The organism is Massilia forsythiae (genome assembly GCF_012849555.1).
GTDB lineage: Bacteria > Pseudomonadota > Gammaproteobacteria > Burkholderiales > Burkholderiaceae_D > Telluria > Telluria forsythiae.
The window spans coordinates 1758370-1778617 of sequence record NZ_CP051685.1 but is presented as its reverse complement, the minus strand read 5'-3'; the positions used below and the strand labels follow the sequence as shown (position 1 = coordinate 1778617).

13 protein-coding genes and 1 tRNA gene are annotated in these 20248 nt (G+C 63.7%); 10 read left to right on the top strand and 4 right to left on the bottom strand.

Annotated features, from left to right (window positions below; genetic code table 11):
• Positions 1 to 27: 27 nt before the first annotated feature.
• A complete protein-coding gene (locus HH212_RS07680; protein WP_169434862.1) occupies positions 28 to 1149 on the bottom strand; it encodes a beta-ketoacyl-ACP synthase III in 1122 nt (373 codons plus the stop codon).
• A gap of 176 nt (positions 1150 to 1325) precedes the next feature.
• Complete coding sequence (locus HH212_RS07675) at positions 1326 to 2762, bottom strand: S41 family peptidase (protein WP_169434861.1); 1437 nt, start codon at positions 2760 to 2762, stop codon at positions 1326 to 1328.
• A 212-nt stretch (positions 2763 to 2974) separates the two neighbouring features.
• On the opposite strand from HH212_RS07675, the gene HH212_RS07670 reads away from it, so the two are divergent.
• The 5 genes from HH212_RS07670 (at position 2975) to HH212_RS07645 (ending at position 11068) form a co-directional block, all read left to right on the top strand.
• Positions 2975 to 4336: a UDP-glucose dehydrogenase family protein gene (locus HH212_RS07670; protein ID WP_170205326.1), complete on the top strand. Its 1362-nt coding sequence runs from the start codon at positions 2975 to 2977 to the stop codon at positions 4334 to 4336.
• Positions 4302 to 5399 (top strand): NAD-dependent epimerase/dehydratase family protein, encoded by a 1098-nt coding sequence (locus HH212_RS07665; protein WP_229217626.1) that lies wholly within the window; start codon positions 4302 to 4304, stop codon positions 5397 to 5399. Before HH212_RS07670 ends, HH212_RS07665 begins: the two co-directional genes overlap by 35 nt.
• Before the next feature lie 370 nt (positions 5400 to 5769).
• Positions 5770 to 6360 carry a hypothetical protein gene (locus tag HH212_RS27060; RefSeq protein WP_229217625.1) on the top strand — a complete coding sequence of 197 codons (591 nt, stop codon included), beginning with the start codon at positions 5770 to 5772 and terminating at the stop codon, positions 6358 to 6360.
• Positions 6361 to 6841: 481 nt separating this feature from the next.
• A complete protein-coding gene (locus HH212_RS07650) occupies positions 6842 to 8896 on the top strand; it encodes a M13 family metallopeptidase (RefSeq protein WP_169434859.1) in 2055 nt (684 codons plus the stop codon).
• 90 nt (positions 8897 to 8986) lie between these two features.
• Entirely contained in the window at positions 8987 to 11068 is a 2082-nt protein-coding gene (locus tag HH212_RS07645) for a M13 family metallopeptidase (protein WP_169434858.1), read from the top strand.
• A 106-nt stretch (positions 11069 to 11174) separates the two neighbouring features.
• Here HH212_RS07645 and HH212_RS27255 read toward each other — a convergent pair whose 3' ends face one another.
• The gene (locus HH212_RS27255) at positions 11175 to 12905 is read right to left on the bottom strand and encodes a right-handed parallel beta-helix repeat-containing protein (protein ID WP_229217624.1); all 1731 of its coding nucleotides are present in this window, start codon (positions 12903 to 12905) and stop codon (positions 11175 to 11177) included.
• A gap of 868 nt (positions 12906 to 13773) precedes the next feature.
• On the opposite strand from HH212_RS27255, the gene HH212_RS07635 reads away from it, so the two are divergent.
• From HH212_RS07635 to HH212_RS07625, 3 genes are all read left to right on the top strand, one after another.
• Entirely contained in the window at positions 13774 to 15420 is a 1647-nt protein-coding gene (locus HH212_RS07635; RefSeq protein WP_169434857.1) for a glycosyltransferase family 39 protein, read from the top strand.
• Positions 15421 to 15488: 68 nt separating this feature from the next.
• The gene (locus tag HH212_RS07630; RefSeq protein WP_211172511.1) at positions 15489 to 16436 is read left to right on the top strand and encodes a glycosyltransferase family 2 protein; all 948 of its coding nucleotides are present in this window, start codon (positions 15489 to 15491) and stop codon (positions 16434 to 16436) included.
• Positions 16433 to 16828 carry a GtrA family protein gene (locus tag HH212_RS07625; RefSeq protein ID WP_169434856.1) on the top strand — a complete coding sequence of 132 codons (396 nt, stop codon included), beginning with the start codon at positions 16433 to 16435 and terminating at the stop codon, positions 16826 to 16828. The genes HH212_RS07630 and HH212_RS07625 overlap by 4 nt, the downstream gene beginning before the upstream one ends.
• A gap of 45 nt (positions 16829 to 16873) precedes the next feature.
• Here the strand turns inward: HH212_RS07625 and HH212_RS07620 are convergent, their stop codons facing one another.
• A complete protein-coding gene (locus tag HH212_RS07620; protein ID WP_169434855.1) occupies positions 16874 to 17812 on the bottom strand; it encodes a c-type cytochrome in 939 nt (312 codons plus the stop codon).
• 195 nt (positions 17813 to 18007) lie between these two features.
• Between HH212_RS07620 and HH212_RS07615 the strand changes: the two genes are divergently transcribed.
• Both HH212_RS07615 and HH212_RS07610 read left to right on the top strand, forming a co-directional pair.
• Positions 18008 to 18083, top strand: a tRNA-Arg gene (locus tag HH212_RS07615).
• 706 nt (positions 18084 to 18789) lie between these two features.
• On the top strand, positions 18790 to 20202 hold the full coding sequence (locus HH212_RS07610) for a TIGR03013 family XrtA/PEP-CTERM system glycosyltransferase (protein WP_169434854.1): 1413 nt from the start codon (positions 18790 to 18792) through the stop codon (positions 20200 to 20202).
• The last annotated feature ends 46 nt before the right edge of the window (positions 20203 to 20248 follow it).

The window sequence follows — 20248 nt, the reverse complement described above, 5'->3', positions numbered from 1 at the left end:
GAAACCATAATTAGCTATTCGTATCTTTTACTTCTTGCGTACCACCACGCAGCCGATCGAATAGCCGGCGCCGAACGAACAGATGACGCCCTTGGCGCCGCTGGGCAAATCGTCCTGGTACGAGTGGAAGGCGATGATGGAACCGGCCGACGAAGTGTTGGCATAGGTGTCCAGGATCACCGGCGCCTCGCCCGCGACGGCGTCGCGGCCCAGCAGGGTACGCATGATCAATTGGTTCATGCTCAGGTTGGCCTGGTGCAGCCAGAAGCGCGACACGTCGGTCACCGCCAGGCCGGCGCCGGCCACGGTGTCGCGGATCATCTCGGCAGCCATCGGGCAGACTTCCTTGAACACCTTGCGGCCTTGCTGGCGGAACAGTTTGTCGGCCTGGCCGATGCCGGCTTCGTCGAAGCGGTTCATGAAACCGAAGTTGTTGCGGATATTGTTCGAGAACTTGGTCTTGAGCTTCGAGTCGAGGATCTCGAACTGGTGCTCGCCGACGGCCGTGTCGGCCGCTTCGATGACCATCGCAGTGCAGGCGTCGCCGAAGATGAAATGGCTGTCGCGGTCGCGGAAATTCAGGTGGGCGCTGGTGATTTCCGGGTTCAGCACCAGCACCGCGCGCGCCTGCCCGGTCTGCACCGCGCCGGCCGCGGTCTGGATCGCGAAGGTGGCCGACGAGCACGCCACGTTCATGTCGAAACCGAAGCCCTCGATGCCGAGTGCGTCCTGCACCTCGACCGCCATGGCCGGGTAGGCGCGCTGCATGTTGCTGGCCGCGACCAGCACCATGTCGATGTCGGCCGGGGTGCGGTTGGCGCGCGCCAGCGCCTGGCGCGCCGCCGCCACGCAGATCTCCGCCTGCAGCGACAGTTCTTCGTCGGCGCGCTCATTGATGCGCGGCGTCATGTGCGTCGCGTCCAGGATGCCCGTCTTTTCCATCACGTAGCGCGACTTGATGCCCGATGCCTTTTCGATGAAGGCGCTGCTGGACGGCTCCAGCGCGGCGACGGCGCCGGCGGCGATGCGCTCGGCGTGCTCGGCGTTGAACAGTTCGACGTAGGCGTTGAACGCCGTCACCAGCTCATCGTTCGAAATGGCATGGGGAGGCGTGAACAGGCCGGTGCCGCTGATGACGACAGGTTTCATGGTGTGACTTTCAATGGTAATAACGGGAAGCAACCCCCGCAGGGTCAGGCGATTCTACACAATCGTACCGGGCGTGGGAATCGCTGCAAGGGGCTGGAAATGGAACGGGGCAGTGTATCAAGCGATGCGTCGAAGCAGGCGCGCCGTGGCGGCGAAACGTCGCGCCAGCGCCTGCGTCAGGGTCGCTCTCGATGCGCCTGCTGTGCCAGCGGCGCCGGCGGCCCGGCGCGTTTCGACAGTTGCAAGGGCAAGCCCTGCAGCCGGCGCAGCGCCTGCGCCAATTGAAAATCGTCGCTGCTGCCGAAGTCGAGCGGCTTGCGGGTACGGGCGCGCGCCAGGATGCGCATCTGCTCGGCGAAATCGTCCTGGTGCGCCGCTTCCTCGCCGCTGCGGTCGTTCGACAGGTGGCGCTGCAGGTCGGCTTCGCGCATGCGCAGCGCGTTCCAGCCGTCGTCTTGCGCATTCTCGTCGACAGGAAAGTCGGGCACGATGCCGCGCGCCTGGATCGAGCGCCCGTTCGGGGTGTAGTAACGCGCGGTGGTGAGTTTCACGGCGCTGCCGCCGCCGAGCGGGCGGATGGTCTGCACCGAACCCTTGCCGAAGGTCGGGCTGCCGACGATCGCTGCGCGGTGCGTGTCCTGCAGCGCGCCGGCCACGATTTCCGAGGCCGAGGCCGAGCCGGTATTCACCAGCACCACCAGCGGCAGGGTTTTATATAAAGCCGGCAGCTTGCCCAGCGGGTCGATGCCCCGCCCCATCATGTAGTGTTCCGGAATGCCGTAGTAGTGCGCCTTGGATTCCTCGAGCTGGCCGTCGGTGGCCACCACTTCCGTCCCCTTCGGCAAAAAGGCGGCGGCCACGCCGATCGCGCTTTGCAGCAGGCCGCCGGGATCGTTGCGCAGGTCCAGCACCAGCCCCTTCAGTTGCGGTTCGGCGCGGGCCAGCGCCGCCAGCCGATTGGCCAGGTCCGGCACCGTCATTTCCTGGAACTGGGCGATGCGCACCCAGGCATAGCCGGGCGCCACGATCTTGCCCTTGACGCTTTTCTGCACGATCTCGGCGCGCGTGATCGTCACTTCCAGCGGCGCCGGCGCCCCGGCGCGGACGATGGTCAGCACCACCTTGCTGTCCGGTTCGCCGCGCATGCGCTTGATCGCGGCGTCGAGGTCCATGTCGCGTACGGCGGCGCCGTCGATGCGGGCGATCAAGTCGCCCGGCTTGATGCCGGCGCGCCAGGCCGGCGAATCCTCGATCGGGGCGACGATTTTCACGTAGCCCTCGTCGCTTTGCCCGATCTCGATGCCGATGCCGACGAACTTGCCTTCGGTGCCTTCGCGCAGTTCGCGGTAGGCGGCGCGGTCGAGGTAGGCCGAGTGCGGGTCGAGCGAGGCCACCATGCCGGACACGGCGTTGGTGAGCAGCTTGCGCTCGTCGACCGGCTCGACGTAGTCGGCGCGCACCACGTCGTAGGCGTGCGCCAGCTGGTGCAGGCTGTCGATGGGCATGGCGTCCTCGACCGGCTTGTGCGCCAGCGCCGAGAACTGCATGGTGACTGCGACCCCGAGGATCACGCCGAGGGTGACGAGGCCGGCATTCTTGTAATTGGCGCGCATGTGCGATCGGTATGGAAGGGGTCCAGTATAACCGCAGCGTCGACGCGCCGTGTCGCGGTGCGGCGATCCGGCCCGGGTTGGTGTCTGGCGTGTGAGGACAACCGGCAACAATGTGGTAAATTTGTCTATTTCCTAGCCTTGCGGAAAGACCCGTTGGGCTTCACCACATGGAATGGTCCTGTCTCCGTTCCATGCCAATTTGACGCTACATGATGAACATTTCAGTTATCGGCACCGGCTACGTCGGCCTGGTGTCCGGCGCCTGCTTTGCCGAAGTCGGCAACACCGTCCTGTGCCTGGACGTCGACCGGCGCAAGATCGCCATGCTCGAGGCGGGCGCGATCCCGATCCACGAGCCCGGCCTGGACAGCCTGGTGCAGCGCAATGCCGAGGCCGGCCGCTTGCTGTTTTCCTCGGACTACGACGATGCGGTGGCCGACGCCGACATCATCTTCCTGGCCGTCGGCACGCCGCCGGACGAGGACGGCAGCGCCGATTTGACCCATATCCTGTCGGCGGCGCGCAGCATCGGCCAGCGCCTGGTGAAGCCGGCGGTGATCGTCGACAAGTCGACCGTGCCGGTCGGCACCGCCGACAAGGTGCGCGCGGCGATCGCCGCGGAACTGGCCCGGCGCGGCGTCGAGGTCGCCTTCAGCGTGGTCAGCAACCCGGAATTCCTCAAGGAAGGCGCGGCGATCGAGGACTTCATGCGTCCCGACCGCATCGTGGTGGGCAGCGACGATCCCGATGCCGCGCAGCAGATGCGCAAACTGTATGCGCCGTTCAGCCGCAACCACGAGAAATTCGTCGAGATGGACGTGCGCAGCGCGGAACTGACGAAATATGCCGCCAACGCCATGCTGGCCACGCGCATCAGCTTCATGAACGAACTGGCCAACCTGTCCGAAGTGCTGGGTGCCGACATCGAGGCGGTGCGCCTGGGAATCGGCATGGATCCGCGCATCGGCCCGGATTTTCTCTATGCGGGAATGGGCTACGGCGGCTCCTGTTTTCCGAAGGACGTCAAAGCGCTGGTCAAAACCGCCAGCGACAATGGCCAGCATCTACACCTGTTGAGTGCAACCGACATGGTCAATGATGCTCAAAAAAACGTGTTATTCAGCAAGCTCGTACGCTTCTTCGGCGGCGTCGAAGGCTTGCACGGCAAGAACATCGCCTTGTGGGGCCTGTCGTTCAAGCCGGACACCGACGATATGCGTGAAGCGCCCAGCCGCATCCTGATCCGCGCCCTGTTCGCCGCCGGCGCGCGCGTGACCGCCTACGATCCGGTGGCGGCCGGCGAGGCGCGGCGCGTGCTGGCGGCGGAACACGGCGAGCGGCTGTGCGATGAACGCCTGGCGCTGGCGCCGTCGGCGCACGCTGCGCTCGAGGGCGCCGACGTACTGGTGCTGGTCACCGAGTGGAAGGAATTCCGCGCGCCCGACTTGCCGCTGCTGGCGGCGTCGCTGCGGCACAAGGCCGTGTTCGACGGCCGCAACCTCTACGACCCGGCCGCGTTCGCCGCCGCCGGCCTGGTGTATGAAGGCATCGGCCGGCGCGCCGCCGCCATGTAGCGTTGATGCCACCATGGGCGGCGCGGCCAGCGGTATCGCAGACCTTGCAGGCAGCGCGGCAGATGGCGGCCGCGGGCCGGTGCTGGTCACCGGCGCCGCCGGCTTCGTCGGCAGCGCGGTCGCGGCGCGCCTGGCCGCCATGGGGCAGCGCGTGGTCGGCTGCGACAATTTCAACGATTACTACGACCCGGCCCTGAAGCGCCACCGCGCCGCGGCGTTGCTGGAGCCGGCCGGGGTCGCCTGCCAGGCGGTCGAGCTGAGCGACGCCGGGCAGACGGCGGCGCTGTTCGAGCGCGTCGCGCCGGCCCTGGTGGTGCACCTGGCGGCCCAGGCCGGGGTGCGCCATTCGCTGCAGCACCCGGGCGCCTACGTGCAGGCCAACCTGGTCGGCTTCGCCCACGTGCTGGAATCCTGCCGCCGGCACCGGGTGGCGCACCTGCTGTACGCCAGCAGCAGCAGCGTATACGGGGCCAGCGCCCGCACCCCGTTCAGCGAGCACGACCAGACCGATGCGCCGCTGTCGCTGTACGCGGCCACCAAGAAGGCCAACGAGGTGATGGCGTACAGCTACAGCCATTTGTACGGCCTGCCCGCCACCGGGCTGCGTTTCTTCACCGTGTACGGGCCATGGGGCCGCCCGGACATGGCGTATTTCATCTTTGCGAGAAAAATGTTGGCGGGGCAGCATATTCCCGTGTTCGCGGAAGGCAAGCTGTTGCGTGACTTTACCTATATCGACGACATCGTCGAAGGGGTGGTGCGCCTGCTGTTCAAGCCGCCGCCGGCGTCGAACCAGCCGGCGCACGCGCTGTTCAACATCGGCCACGACCAGCCGGTGCGGGTGCTGGATTTCATTCATGCGCTGGAACACGCGTTCGGCGTGCGCGCCGCGCTCGATTTCCAGCCGATGCAGCCGGGCGACGTGCCGGCCACCCATGCCGATACCGGCAAGCTGCAGGCCTGGATCGGCTACAAGCCGGGCACCTCGCTCGAAGCGGGATTGGCGGCGTTTGCCCGCTGGTACGAGCTCGCGGTGCGCGAAAACGTGTCGTACCTGAAGTGAACGCGCAGGTGTTCCGCCATCGACGGCAGGCCGGGCCATCCGGTTTGCCTTCCGCCGGTCTTTACAAGTTCCCGGTTCCTGTAAATCCGTGTATCCCGCTTTGATCCTGGGGTAAGTAATTGTAAAGAGCGCGGACAGGCGGGCGGCGCGGGCCTATAGTCCATCTCAGTTTTTCTCTCTCTCCACTCTTGAAGTGGTCTTTGCCCACGGTACCCACCGTGGGCTTTTTTATGGGCAGCTTGAAAAACCGACTGCGCGTTGCCCTGGCGGTCTGCGATGCTCCCTGTACTCGTCGTACAGCTGCGCTTCTCGACCACCATGCCTGCCGCTCGCGACGGTTTTTCAAGCTGCCCATGTCCAGGATATTCAGATGACGACCACCCGGATCATGTCCCGCCTTGTTCGTGCTTCCTTGCTGGCGCTTGCCGTCGGTGCCGCTGCACCCTCGTTCGCCGTGCCGCTGATGGACATGCGCGCCGAAGACCTGCTGCCGATGGCATCGGAATTCAAGAAGTCGATGAACCTGAACGCCAACCAGCAGACGCTGTGGACGCAGGTGGAAAGCCGTTCGCGCAGCATCCTGCGCGAGCGCCAGCGCCGGCGCGAGGCGCTGCAGGAAAGAAGCAAGGCCCTGCTGGCGGCGCCGAACGCCGAGTTGCGCGAACTGAACGCCCTGGTCGACGCCGAAACCGCCGCCGCCAATGCGGAAGACAAGCAATTGCGCGAACTGTGGCTGGGCCTGAACGATGCGTTGGACGACAAGCAGCGCGCCCAGGTGGCGACTTTATTGGGCGAGCAATTGATGCGGGTGGTGCCGGAAGGGCGCCCGGGCGGCGCCGACCACGGCGGCGAGCGCGGCAACGGCGGCGGACGCCCTGGCGGCGGCCACGGGCGCGGCGCCGGCGGCATGGGCGGCGGCGGCATGGGACCGGGCGGCGGTTCCATCAATATCGGCGGCTGATACGGTCCGCGTCCACGCGGCATGAACCCGTTGTTTTACCCCATCCGGCAGCGGATGGGCATGTATCGAAAAGTAAAAAAGTGCCATTCCTTGCCTCGATGGCTGTCTGTACCCGCTAGAATTTGTTGATCTGGGCGGCAAGTTTGCTTCTCCGCTGCCGAGCAAGCGACAACGACGACAAGCCATGAGCAAACCGATCCCGACCGCCGGCCCGGCACCCCTGGGCACGGCGGTATCCGCATGGGCCCTCGCGGGCCGTCCCGGCGCCACGCCGATCTCTTTCCCGGCAAGCCTGCCGCGGTCTCGCTCCACCACTGTTTCTCCGCGGCTGTCCCGTTTTTCCGTTGCCGTTTGCCCGGTTGGTACTGTCCGATGACGGCCTTGCCACTGCCCAGCCACGGCATGGTGCCGGCCCGCCGCGCTATGTTACATTCGCCGATGGCCACAAGCCACTTTATTCCCTGCAACTAAGGACTTCCTCGTGAAACGAACCCTCCTGAGCACCTTGATCCTGTCCCTGCTGACGTCCGTCGCCGGCGCCGCGGACAATGCCGCGACACCGGGCGCACCCGCGCATCCGGTGTCCGGCATCGACACGCAGTACATCGACCAGAGCGTACGCGCGCAGGACGACTTCTTCACTTACCTGAACGGCAAGTGGCTCAAGACGACCGAGATCCCGTCGGACCGTTCGAGCTGGGGCACCTTCATCAAGCTGCGCGAAGACACCACGCCGCAGCTGCGCGGCATCATCGAGGCCGACCAGAAGGACACGCATAAAAAGGCCGGCAGCGATGCCCAGAAGATCGGCGACCTGTACACCAGCTTCATGGACGAGAAGAAGGTCGAGGCGCTCGGCACCCGGCCGCTGGCCGGCGAACTGCAGCGCATCCGCGCGCTGAAGGACAAGAAGGGCATTCCCGCCCTGGTGGCGCACCTGTCGATGATCGGCGTGGCGACGCCGTACGGCATCGGCGTGGCGCAGGACGCCAAGGAATCGACGAAATATGCAGCCTACGTGCGCCAGGGCGGCCTGGGCATGCCGGACCGCGACTATTACCTCAAGCTCGACGACAAGCGCATGGCCGACACCCGCGCCAAGTACGAGCGGCACGTGGCCAACATCCTGGGCCTGGCCGGCGACAAGGATGCCGCCGCCAAGGCGCGCGCCATCGTTGCCTTCGAAACCGAACTGGCCAAGGCGCAGTGGACCAAGGTCGAGCTGCGCGATCCGAACAAGAGCTACAACAAGACCGCGGTCGCCAGGCTGGGCGAACTGACCCCGGGCTACGACATGAAGGCGGCCCTGGCCGCCGCCGGCGTCGGCAACAAGGTCGACTACGTGATCGTCGGCCAGCCGAGCTACCTGAGCGGCCTGGACCGGATCCTGGCGGACACCGACCTCGCCACCATCAAGTCCTACTTCGAGTGGCAGCTGCTGCGCGAATACGCGCCGTACCTGTCGAAGGCCTTCGTCGACGAGAACTTCGATTTCTACGGCAAGACCCTGACCGGCGTCACCGAGAACCGTCCGCGCTGGAAGATCGGCGTGTCGGTCGTCGAGGGCGCGCTGGGCGAGGCGCTGGGCCGCGAATACGTGGCCCAGTATTTCCCGCCGGAGCGCAAGGCGCGCATGGAAGAGCTGGTCAAGAACGTGCTGGCCGCCTATAAGGAATCGATCGACGGCCTCGACTGGATGGGCGCCGACACCAAGAAGGAAGCGCAGGCCAAGCTGGCGCGCTTCACGCCGAAGATCGGCTATCCGAGCCAGTGGCGCGACTATACGAAGCTGGCGATCAAGCGGGATGACCTGGTCGGCAACGTCGAGCGCGCCGCCACCTTCGCCTACAACCGCAACCTCAACAAGCTGGGCAAGCCGATCGACCGCGTCGAGTGGGGCATGACGCCGCAGACCGTGAACGCCTACTACAACTCGCGCATGAACGAGATCGTGTTCCCGGCCGCGATCCTGCAGCCGCCGTTCTTCAATGCGCAGGCCGACGACGCCGTCAACTACGGCGCGATCGGCGCCGTGATCGGCCACGAGATCGGCCACGGCTTCGACGACAAGGGCAGCCAGTCGGATGGCGAAGGCAACCTGCGCAACTGGTGGACCGAGCAGGATCAAACCCGCTTCAAGGCCAAGACCGACATGCTGGTCAAGCAGTACGACGCGTTCAGCCCGCTGGAGGGCTACAACGTCAACGGCGCATTGACCCTGGGAGAAAACATCGGCGACAACTCCGGCCTGGCGATCGCCTACAAGGCGTACAAGATTTCGCTGCACGGCCAGCCGGCCCCGGTGATCGACGGCCTCACCGGCGACCAGCGCTTCTTCATGGGCTTCGCCCAGGTATGGCGCTCGAAGATGCGCGACGCCGCCCAGATCCAGCAGGTGAAGACCGACCCGCACTCGCCGGGCCAGTTCCGCGCCAACGGCACGCTGCGCAACCAGGCCGCGTTCTACGAGGCGTTCGGCATCAAGGAAGGCGACAAGATGTACCTGAAGCCGGAAGAGCGCGTCACGATCTGGTAATCTCGGGCATTTAGCAAAATCGCCACAAGCGGTAACGGCCGGCGCCATTGCGCCGACCGTGTTCATCCAAGACTATCCAAGGGAGAAGAGATGAAGAAGCAGTACCTGTTGAGCGCCCTGACGCTGGCCCTGATCGCCAGCCTGGGCCATGCCGCCGACGCCACCGGCGGTGCCGGCGCCGCCGCCAAGAGCAGCAGCGCCAAGAACGGCCAGACCCTGGCGTCCGGCATCGCCACCCAGTACATCGAACCGTCCGTGCGGGCGCAGGACGATTTCTTCGAGTACCTGAACGGCAAGTGGCTCAAGACGGTCGAGATCCCGGCCGACAAATCGAGCTGGGGCTCGTTCATGGAACTGCGCGAGAACACGCTGCCGCAACTGCGCGGCATCATCGAAAAGGCGTCCGCCGGCAATCCGAGCAGCGCCACCGATGCCCAACGTATCGGTGACTTCTACGCCAGCTTCATGGACGAGGCGCGCCTGGAGCAGCTGGGTGTGACCCCGCTGCGCGCGGAACTGGACAAGATCGCCGCGCTGAAGGACAAGTCGGAACTGCCGGCGCTGCTGGCGCACCTGGGCAAGATCGGCGTCAACGTGCCGTACGACTTCGGCATCCACCAGGACAACAAGGATTCGACCAAGTACGTGCCGGACATCGGCCAGGGCGGCCTGGGCATGCCGGACCGCGACTACTACCTCAAGGCGGACGACGCCAAGCTGGCCGATGCGAAGGCCAAGTACATGGCGCACGTGCAGAAGACCCTCGCCATGGCCGGCGACAAGAACGCCGCCGCCAATGCCAAGGCGATCGTCGACTTCGAGACCGAGCTGGCCAAGATCCAGTGGACCAAGGTCGAGCTGCGCGACCCGATCAAGGCCTACAACAAGGTCGACCTGGCCGACATGGACAAGCTGGCGCCGGGCTACGACTGGAAGACCTGGCTGCAGGCGTCCGGCATCGCCGCCAAGACGAGTTATGTGATCGTCGGCCAGCCGACCTACCTGAAGTCCTTCGTCGCGGTCTCCGACAAGACCCCGCTGAATACCTGGAAGGCCTACCTGTCGCTGCACCTGGTGGACGGCTATGCCAGCTACCTGTCGAAAGCCTTCGTCGACGAGCGTTTCGACTTCTACGGCAAGACCCTGTCGGGCGTGAAGGAAATCGAACCGCGCTGGAAGCGCGGCGTCGGCATCGTCGAGCGTTCGCAGGGCGAGGCGCTGGGCAAGCTGTACGTGGCCGAGTACTTCTCGCCGGAGAAAAAGGCGCGCATGGAAGCGCTGGTGCAGAACCTGTTGACCGCTTATAAACAGAGCATCGACAAGCTGGACTGGATGAGCCCGGCGACCAAGAAGGAAGCGCAAGCCAAGCTGGCCAAGTTCACCCCGAAGATCGGCTATCCGAACAAGTGGAAGGATTACTCGAAGCTGGTCGTCAAGCGTGACGACCTGGTCGGCAACGTGATGCGTTCGCGCGTGGTCGAGGCCGACCGCGAGCTGGACAAGCTGGGCCGTCCGATCGACCGCGACGAGTGGGGCATGACGCCGCAGACCATCAACGCCTACTACAACCCGGAGATGAACGAGATCGTGTTCCCGGCCGCGATCCTGCAGCCGCCGTTCTTCGATGCCAAGGCGGACGATGCGGTCAACTACGGCGGCATCGGCGCCGTGATCGGCCACGAGATCAGCCACGGCTTCGACGACCAGGGCGCGCAGTACGACGGCAACGGCAACCTGCGCGACTGGTGGACCGCCAGCGACCACAAGAACTTCAAGGCCAAGACCAAGATGCTGGTCGAGCAGTACAACGCGTTCAGCCCGCTGCCGGGCTACAACGTCAACGGCGAGCTGACCCTGGGCGAGAACATCGCCGACAACTCGGGCCTGGCGATCGCCTACAAGGCCTATAAAATCTCGTTGAACGGCAAGAAGGCGCCGGTGATCGACGGCCTCAGCGGCGAACAGCGCCTGTACATGGGCTGGGCGCAGGTATGGCGCACCAAGATGCGCGAGCAGCAGCAGATCGTGCAGGTGAAGACCGATCCGCACTCGCCGGGCCAGTTCCGCGCCAACGGCACGCTGAAGAACCAGCCGGGCTTCTACGACGCCTTCAAGGTGAAGCAGGGCGACAAGATGTACCTGGCGCCGAAGGAGCGCGTGATCATCTGGTAATGCGCATCCGATCGTCGCTACGGTGACGAGATGAAAAAAGGCCGCGAACGTCGCGGCCTTTTTTTGCGCCCGCTCCCGGTAGTCCAGGAGCGGAGATGCATGCGCCTTAGCGCGTGATGCTGGAGTAGCTGCACGACTTGGCGGTGCCGTAGACCGGGTCGCCGAACACGTCGTTGGTGCAGGCGGTCGAACCGCTGACCACCTTGCTGACGAAGGTGGTGCCGGCGCCGTAGCGCACTTCACGGGTGCCGCTGAAGGCGCAGGTCCCGCCTTCGCTGGCGCAGCTCTGCCAGGTTTCGGTGGTGGCGGTCGCGTCCGCGGTCGAATAGCTGCACGACTTGAACACGTTCGGGGTCGGGTCGCCGAACACTGCGTTCGAGCACGATACCGAGCCGCTCACGATCTTCGACACGAAGCTGGTGCCCGAACCGTAGCGCACTTCGTGGGTGCCGCTGAAGGAGCAGGTGCCGCCTTCGTCGGCGCAGCCCAGCCAGGTTGCCGCCGGCTGCGCGGCGCCGCTCGCGTCTTCGCTGGACACGCTGCACGACTTGGCCTCGTTCGGGGTCGGGTCGCCGAACACCGCGTTCGAGCAGGACACCGAGCCGGTGACGATCTTCGACACGAAGGTGATGCCCGAGCCGTAGCGCACTTCATGGGTGCCGCTGAACGAGCAGGTGCCGTTTTCGGCGGCGCACACGGTCCAGTTCACGATCGGCAGCACGGACGCCGTGTTAATGCTGCCGGCCTCGTAGGCGCCGATGTCGATCTGGCCGACGTTGGTGCGGTTTTCGCCGGCGGCCAGGTGCTTGTACTGGGCGATCGGGGCCAGCGAGAAGCCGTTGGCGGTGGAACCCGGCGCCGAGCCGGCGTTGATCACTGCCGCGTTGAGGACAGGGTGCAGGTCATAGTTAAGACGATCCACGAACGCCGGCACGAGCGAACGAAAGTTGGTCTTGTCGATGGCCTTGGCCTGGGTGGTCATGGTGCCGTTGCCTGCAAAAATATTGTTTTGCAGCAGGACCGGGGTGGTCACGGCGGAACCGACCATCACGAAGGTACCGGAGCCGGCATCGTTCAGGAAGGTGTTGTTGACCACGTACAGGTCCTGGGTCGGATTGGACGCGCCTTCCTCGCCGAACGCCAGCATGTTCGGGTTCTGGTTGGCGGCCGGCTGCTCGATGACGTTGCCGATGACGTAGGCGGTGCCGGCGTTCGGCAGGTCGATCTCGTAGCTCGGCTGGCCCAGGGCGGTGGTGCCGGCCTGGCCCGGCGCTAGGCTGGAGAAGCGGTTGTTGTAGATGGTGTTGACCTGGGCGCGCGACTTCAGGTTGTGGCCGATGTTGGCATCGTGCGAGAAGTTGTAGCGGAAGGTCAGGCTCTTGACGTTACCGATGTACAGGTTGTGGGAGTAACCGTCGCCATAGCCGTTGTGGCCGAATTCGGTGTACTCGATCAGCACGTCGCTGTTGGTGTTGGCGCCGCTCAGGATGCCGTTTTCATTGTCGTGCAGGAAGCTGTTACGCAGCGTGAAGCCGGTGCCTTCCAGGCGCAGGGCTGCGCCGTTACGGTCCGGCACTTTGGCGCCGTACATTTCGACGTTGTCGATGGTGACGTTGTCGCCGGTGACGACCCAGATCGCCTTGCCCATCGCATTGGCGCCATTGGCATTGATCTTGGCGCGGCCATTCACGCCGCGCACGGTCAGGTTGTTGCGCTGAATTTTGCACACGTCGCCACTGTAAGTATTGTTACCAGTGATTTCGACGGTATCGCCATCCTTGGCGGCACCGATGGCTGCGCAGGGCGTGGCATAGGTCTTGCCGGGACCAGCCGACAAGGTTGCTGCCGAAACGCTGCCTGCGGCGAGGAGCGAAAGCAGCATGACTGGAGCAAAACGCGTCAAGGCAAATTGTCCGTTGAGCGATGCGATATGGGACAGCTGGTGCATGTCTTTCCTCTCGAGCAAATTCTTGGTGGAAGTTATTCCTGCTGGAAAGTTTGAAGCTTACGAGATTTTAGACACGCTCTTTGTAAGTATTTGTAACAGCGAATACTGAACAGTTAATAGTGAGAATCTGTCAATAAATCATAGACTTATGCTAGTAAAAATGAATATTTGATAAATAAAACAGGGCTGAAAGGCACTGATATTTGTTAATTCATATGTAACATATACGGTAGCTTTCTCTATGAAAATCCTGAACTGAACAGTATGCAAGGAGGATAAGTGGTCTTGGTGCCGGTGAGCGGGATAGGGGCCACCGATCATGCTTTATGAACATGGTTTGATTAAGAAAATAGTTTTAAGTCAATGTTTTTAGCTGTTATTCGGACCAAACAGGCAAGAAAAAAATTCTATCGATTTGTATTTCGTTGTATTTTAACGTCAAATATTTGTCAAATATTTCAGAGATTATTTCACACAGTTACTTATAGTAATTTTTTTACAAGCTTTTCGAACTAACGATGGCACGATGGGATGGCAGAAATACCTTCTTCCTGGAATCATTCAAGGAATTTATTGCAAAATATGTAATATTGTGTAATTGAGTTGCCTTTTGGAAGGTTGTGTGCGTTGCCTTCAAATATTCCTTACATGCGTACAACAATCAGACATCGTGCGTGCATAAAATTCATGGAATGCGTATAGAATTTAATATTTAGCAACGTCGTTGCTTAAATGTAATTGCTACCTGACGAATTCGATGCAAGCACCCGCGCAGCGCCCTTCCTTTTCCTTCCTTTTCGCGGCTTACCTGTGCGCCCTTTTGTTCGGCACCCTGACGATGGTGCTGGCGCGTTCATACCAGTCGGGATTTTCCGGCGCCGATGAACCCTCCCATTTCTTGAACGGCTATTTCATCGCCGATTACCTGCGGCATCACCTGGGCGCCAATCCGATGGGCGCGGCAACCGAGTTCTATATCCACTATCCGAAGATTTCGATCGGCCACTGGCCGCCCGCCTACTACGGCTTCCTGGGTTTGCTGTTCCTAGTGCTGCCGCCGACCATGCCGGTGGCGTTCGCGATCAACGTGCTGGTGTCGGCCCTGCCGGCGCTGGGCATCGCCGCCGCGCTGGCCATGCTGTGCAACCGCCGCACCGCGATCGCCGGGATACTGGTCTACGTGCTGACGCCGCTGGTCATCGAGGGCAACCTGATGTTCATGGTCGACCAGCCCCTGGCCGCCTGCCTGGTCGCCGCCACCGCGGTGTGGATCGCCTATGCGGAACAGCCGGGCTGGGGCAGGGCGTTCGGCTTCGCGCTGCTGGCGGCGCTGGCCGTGCTCATGAAGGGCAATGGCTGGCTGGCGGTCTTCATCCCCGTGTTTCACATCGCGTTGACGGGCCGCTGGCGCCTGCTGCTGTCGGTGCGCCTGGTCGTTGCCGCGCTGCTGGCTGCCGTGCTGGTGGTGCCGTGGTACATGCTGACCGCGAAAATCGCCGCCGACGGCTTCAATTACCAGGCCGGCCCCGCCTATGCGATGAAGGCGCTGGCCGCCAACCTCGCCACTCTGTGGCACAACCTGACGCCGGTCGGCGTGCTGCTGGCCGTGTTCGCGGTGGCGGCCGAATACCGCGAGCGCGGCCAGTCGGCCCGGCGCTGGGCCATCGTCAGCGGCCTGATCAGCCTGGTGCTCGCCACGCTGACCCTGCAGTCGCTGGTGCCGGTGGACATCGTCGACCGCTACATGGCGCCGGCGCTGCCGGCGGTCGTGGTGCTGGCACTGCTCGGCGCCTGGCGCCTGCCGGCGCTGCTGCCGGCGGGCGCAACGGCGCGTACGGCCGCCATCCTGGGCGCCGTGCTGGCGGCCGTGATGGCGGTGCCGGGCGTGCTGCACCTGGCGCAGCGCGAACCCAAGGCCGATACCGGCATCGCCATGCTGTCGGCACGGCTGGCCGCGCACGATGCGCCGGTGGTGACCGTCATCGACGGTCCGGCCAGCGCCGAGGGCGCCTTCATCGCCCAGAGCGCGGTGCGCGACCGCCATTTGCGAGGCTACGTGGTGCGCGCTTCGAAACTGCTGGCCGACTCGAATTTCATGGGCAGCAGCTATGCGCTCAAGTACGCCGAGCGCGAACAGGTGCTGGCCGAACTGCGCCGGCTCGGCGTGCAATACGTGGTGGTGGTGCGCGAACACGACCGCCCTGCCTATCCGCACAGTGCGCAGCTGCGCGATGCGCTGGCCGCCGCCGGCTCCGGTTTCACCCTGCAGCAGCGCCTGGCGCACCAGTACCGCGCCGGCACCACCGAAGTCTACGCGGCCAGCGCCAGGGCGGTTCCCGACCTCGCCGCCGTGCGCAGCCTCGGCATTCCCGCCAAGGTCACTTCTCTCACCAAATTACAGTAGTTAGGAACAGCATGGAATCCATCTCCAGGACGCCGGGAAAGGTCATGCCGATCGGCGTGGCCAACCCCATGTTCGCCGGCGTCGACATCGCCGTGATTTTGCCGTGTTACAACGAAGAGGCGGCGATCGGCGCCGTGGTCGAGGGGTTCCGCAAGGAATTACCGCAAGCCCGCATCTACGTCTACGACAACAACTCGAAGGACCGCACCTCGGCGGTGGCCGCCGCCGCCGGCGCCATCGTGCGCAGCGAAACCCTGCAGGGCAAGGGCAACGTGGTGCGCCGCATGTTCGCCGACGTCGATGCCGACATCTACCTGATGTGCGACGGCGACATCACGTACGACGCCGCCAGCGCGCCGGCGCTGATCGCCAAGCTGATCGACGACAACCTGGACATGGTGGTGGGTTGCCGGGTCGATTCCGAGGTGGCCGCCTACCGCGCCGGCCACCGCTTCGGCAACGCCCTGTTCACCGGCTTCGTCGCCAACCTGTTCGGCAACCGCTTCACCGACATCCTGTCCGGCTACCGCGTGTTTTCGCGGCGCTACGTGAAATCCTTTCCGGCGCTGTCGAACGGTTTCGAGATCGAGACCGAACTGACGGTGCATGCGCTGCAGCTGCGCATGCCGATCGGCGAACTGAACACGCCGTACGGCGCGCGCCTGGAAGGTTCGCAGAGCAAGCTGTCGACCTACCGCGACGGCTGGCGCATCCTGCGCATGATCACCAGGCTGTTCAAGGACGAGCGCCCGCTGTTCTTCTACTCGATCATCTTCGCGCTGCTGGCACTGGTGTCGCTGGGCTTGTCGGTGCCGGTGGTGATGACCTACCTGGAGACCGGCCTGGTGCCGCGCCTGCCTACCGCCGTGCTGGCGGCCAGCACCATGCTGCTGGCCTGCCTGGCGCTGACCTGCGGCCTGGTCCTGGACACCGTCACCCACGGCCGGCGCGAAATGAAACGCCTGGCCTACCTGACGGTGCCGTCGGTGGGCGCCATGCTGGGTAAACGCGCTTGAAACAGTTCCTGCGCTTCGGGCTGGTCGGCGCGCTCGGCTTCGTCACCGACTTCGGCATGCTGTACGCGGCCGTCACCTGGCTCGGACTGGGGACGGTGGCCGGCCGCGTGCTGTCCTTCGTGATCGCGGCGACCGTCACCTGGAAGGTCAACCGCCATTTCACGTTCGTGCAGCAGGGCAGGGGATCGGTGCGCGAGTGGCTCAGCTATCTGCTGCTCACCAGCGTCGGCGGCGCCATCAACGTGGCGGTATATCAAACCTGGCTGTGGCTGACGGACCACCGCACCTTGAACCTGTTCCTGGGGGTGGCGGCGGGATCCGCGGTGGCGATGCTGTTCAACTTCGCCATTTCCAAGCGCGCCGTGTTTACGGGAAACCGCCAGCCTTCTTGACCGGCGGTCTGAAGCGGCGCAGGACACGCCGCCCTGGCCATGCGTCTATTTGGCGGCCGCCACCATGTAATCGACGGCGGCGCGGACGTCGCCATCCGGTGCCGACGAGCCGCCCTTGGGCGGCATGACGCCGTTCTTGCCCTGGAAACCCTTGATGGCATGCTCGTACAGCACGTTGCTGCCCTGGGCGATGCGCGCCGCCCACGCGCCCTTGTCGCCGAACTTCGGCGCACCCGCGATGCCGGCGCCATGGCAGGCGATGCAGGCGGAGCTGTACAAGGCCTTGCCGGTCGCGGCGCCTGCGGCCGGCACCGCGGCCGGCGTCGTGGCGGCGACATTGGTGGCTGGCGGCGTCACCGTTGGGGAGGTGGGCGTGGCCGCGGCCAGCGCCGGGGCGGATGGCGCCGCAGCCTGGGCCGGCGCAGCGCCGGCGGGCGCCGCGCCTGCCTCCGTGGTACCTGCGGCTGCAGCACCGGCGGCCGGCACTTCCGGTTCCTTGAATTTGGCGCCAGACTGGTTGGCCATGTAGACCACCGCCCGCGCTACTTCGACGTCGTCGAGGTCCGGATTGCCGCCCTTGGCCGGCATGGCGCGGATGCCCTGGACCGCATGCTGCACCAGCGTGTCGTAGCCTTGCGCCAGGCGCGCACCCCAGGCGCCGTTGTCGCCCACCTTGGGCGCGCCGGCGATGCCGGCGCCATGGCAGGCCGCGCACACGGCGGTGAACACCGCGTTACCGGCCTGCAGCACCTTGGGCGCATTGATGTCCTTCAGCACGAATCCTTCTTCGGCCACCGGCCGCACGCGCACGGCAACGGCTTCTTCGCTCGTTTGCGCGCCGGCACCTTGAAGGGGTTTATTGGTGACGAAGATGACCAGCAGGATGATGCCGATGACGATCACCAGGAAGAAACCGGCGACCGCAGCGATCAATTGTTTGGGAGTCTGAATCAGGGATTGCTGCTGATTGTGTGCGTCGCTCATGATTTCCTTAATACAATTAAAAAAACCCGTCCTTGGCGCTGCGCTGGCGAAGTTCGTTTGCAATGCTCAATTGCAACGGACTAGCGCCCGATTATAGACCCAAAAATCGTTAGTGGAAACGCAATTCCTTGCCGGCACGCGTCGTTCCCATGGACGACGCTCGTGAAAGACTGTATGCTTCGGCATCTTCCCAGCGCGGCTGTAGCTCAGTGGATAGAGTATTGGCCTCCGAAGCCAAGGGTCGCTGGTTCGATCCCAGCCAGCCGCGCCATTCCCCGTTTTTTTGTCTCCCTATCGTTCGTACGCGCGGCCCTTACCGGCCATACCGTCCCCCCGTGTTGGCCGCCGATAAGCGCGGCTTCAGCACCGCCTTTTACTTGCCGGTTGCTCTTCGGAGTGACATGCCGTGCCCCAAAGTGCCACCTCGCGCTTTAGAACATGTTTAGAAGAAATGTCGCGCACGATAGATACCTGTCGGAGTTGGCAACTTCGAAAGTGATAGTATTGCGGACTCATGCATAGAAATTGCCTGTTGGTTACGGTAATTGCAGAGTTCCGCAACATCACGGTGATTTCTTGATACAAGAGGTACCGCATGCCGCCTGCCGTAACGATGCAAAAAGTTCAAACCAGCGGTTACGCCCGATTGTAATCTGTTGTTTCTGCTTGACAACCAGATGCTTTTGCTGGGTAAGTAATATGTTTCCGTGGTATATTAAATGTTAAATAATTTGCAAAAAGCAGGAAGCCGACGACGTTGGCTGAGGGCGACGCCGTGAACCAAGTCCGCAACATCGCAGCCAGGGATCGTATCATCGACAGCAGCCTCTACGGTATTATGGGCGTGCCCTTGTCCACAGGCCTCTTGCAGGCCGACATTTCATGGCGGTGCGCGTCGGCCCGCCGCATCTCCGACCTGCCGCACGCAAGTGCAAACCACGTTTTCCAAATGATCAAGAAGAGTACCGGGAGCTATCGTGTTTAGAATTTCTAACCACTATGTGTCGAAGATCGTGTTCGTCCTGCTGTTCGTCGAAGTGTTGGTGCTGATCGGCGCCGCCTACGCCGGCGCGGCGGTGCGCTTCATGGAGCTGGGCCAGCCGGCGTCGTTCGCCAGCATGGAACATCCGGACCACTTCCTCACCTCGGCCATCGCCTTTGCCGCCGCCATCATCTTCAGCATGAGCGCGATGGGCATGTACCAGCTCAACTTCAACGAAGGCTTGCGCAATCCGTTCTTCATGAAGCTGATGCCCTCGTTCGTGATGGGCTTCCTGATCCTGACCCTGGTGTTCTACATCGCTCCGGACCTGTATTTCGGCCGCGGCATCCTGGCGCTGGTGTTCGCCATCGCCGGCGCCGGCATCTTTACCGCGCGCATGGTGTTCTTCAAGACCTCGGAGCTGCGCTTCCTGGAAACCCGCGTGCTGTTCGTCGGCAGCGGTCCGCTGGCCAAGGAGTGCAGCGACCTGGCGCAAAACAACGTCAGCTACCACCGCTACAACATCGCCGGCTTCATCCCGTCGCCGACCGAGGAACTGTGCGTGCCTTCGAACAAGCTGATGGCGTCGCGCGAAGGCGAGTCGCTGCTGTCGGTGGCGAGAAAGCACGGCGTCCAGGAAATCGTGGTGTCGGTGCAGAACCGGCGCGGCGGCTTCCCGATCAAGGAATTGCTCGACTGCAAGCTGCAGGGCTTGAAGGTCACCGACGCGAATACCTTCTTCGAGCGCGAAACCTACCAGATCCGGGTCGACTCGCTGCAGCCGTCGTGGCTGGTGTTCGGCGGCGGTTTCGACCAGAGCTTCGTGCGCTCCTTCATGAAGCGCGCCTTCGACATCATCTGCAGCACCATCATCCTGGCGCTGACCTTCCCGCTGATGCTAGGCGCCGCGCTGGCGGTCTGGCTGGGCGACCGCGGCCCGGTGTTCTACTCGCAGGAACGGGTCGGCGAAGACGGCAAGATCTTCCGCGTGCACAAATTCCGCAGCATGCGCACCGACGCCGAAAAGAGCGGCAAGCCGCAGTGGGCACAGCAGAACGACCCGCGCATCACCCGCGTCGGCAACTTCATGCGCAAGACCCGTATCGACGAACTGCCGCAGATCCTCAACGTGTTCAAGGGCGAGATGTCGTTCGTCGGCCCGCGTCCGGAGCGCCAGTACTTCGTCGAGCAGCTGATCGAAGTGGTGCCGTATTACAACGTGCGTCACAGCGTCAAGCCGGGCATCACCGGTTGGGCGCAGGTGCGCTACGGCTACGGTTCCTCGGCCGAGGACGCGCTGCAAAAGCTGCAGTACGACCTGTACTACGTGAAGAACAACAGCCTGTTCCTGGACGTCCTGATCCTGATCGATACCCTGAAAGTCGTCCTGTTCCGCAGCGGCCGCTGATGCCCGAGCGCCGCCGCAGGATGCGCCGGACGCCGCATGGAGCGGC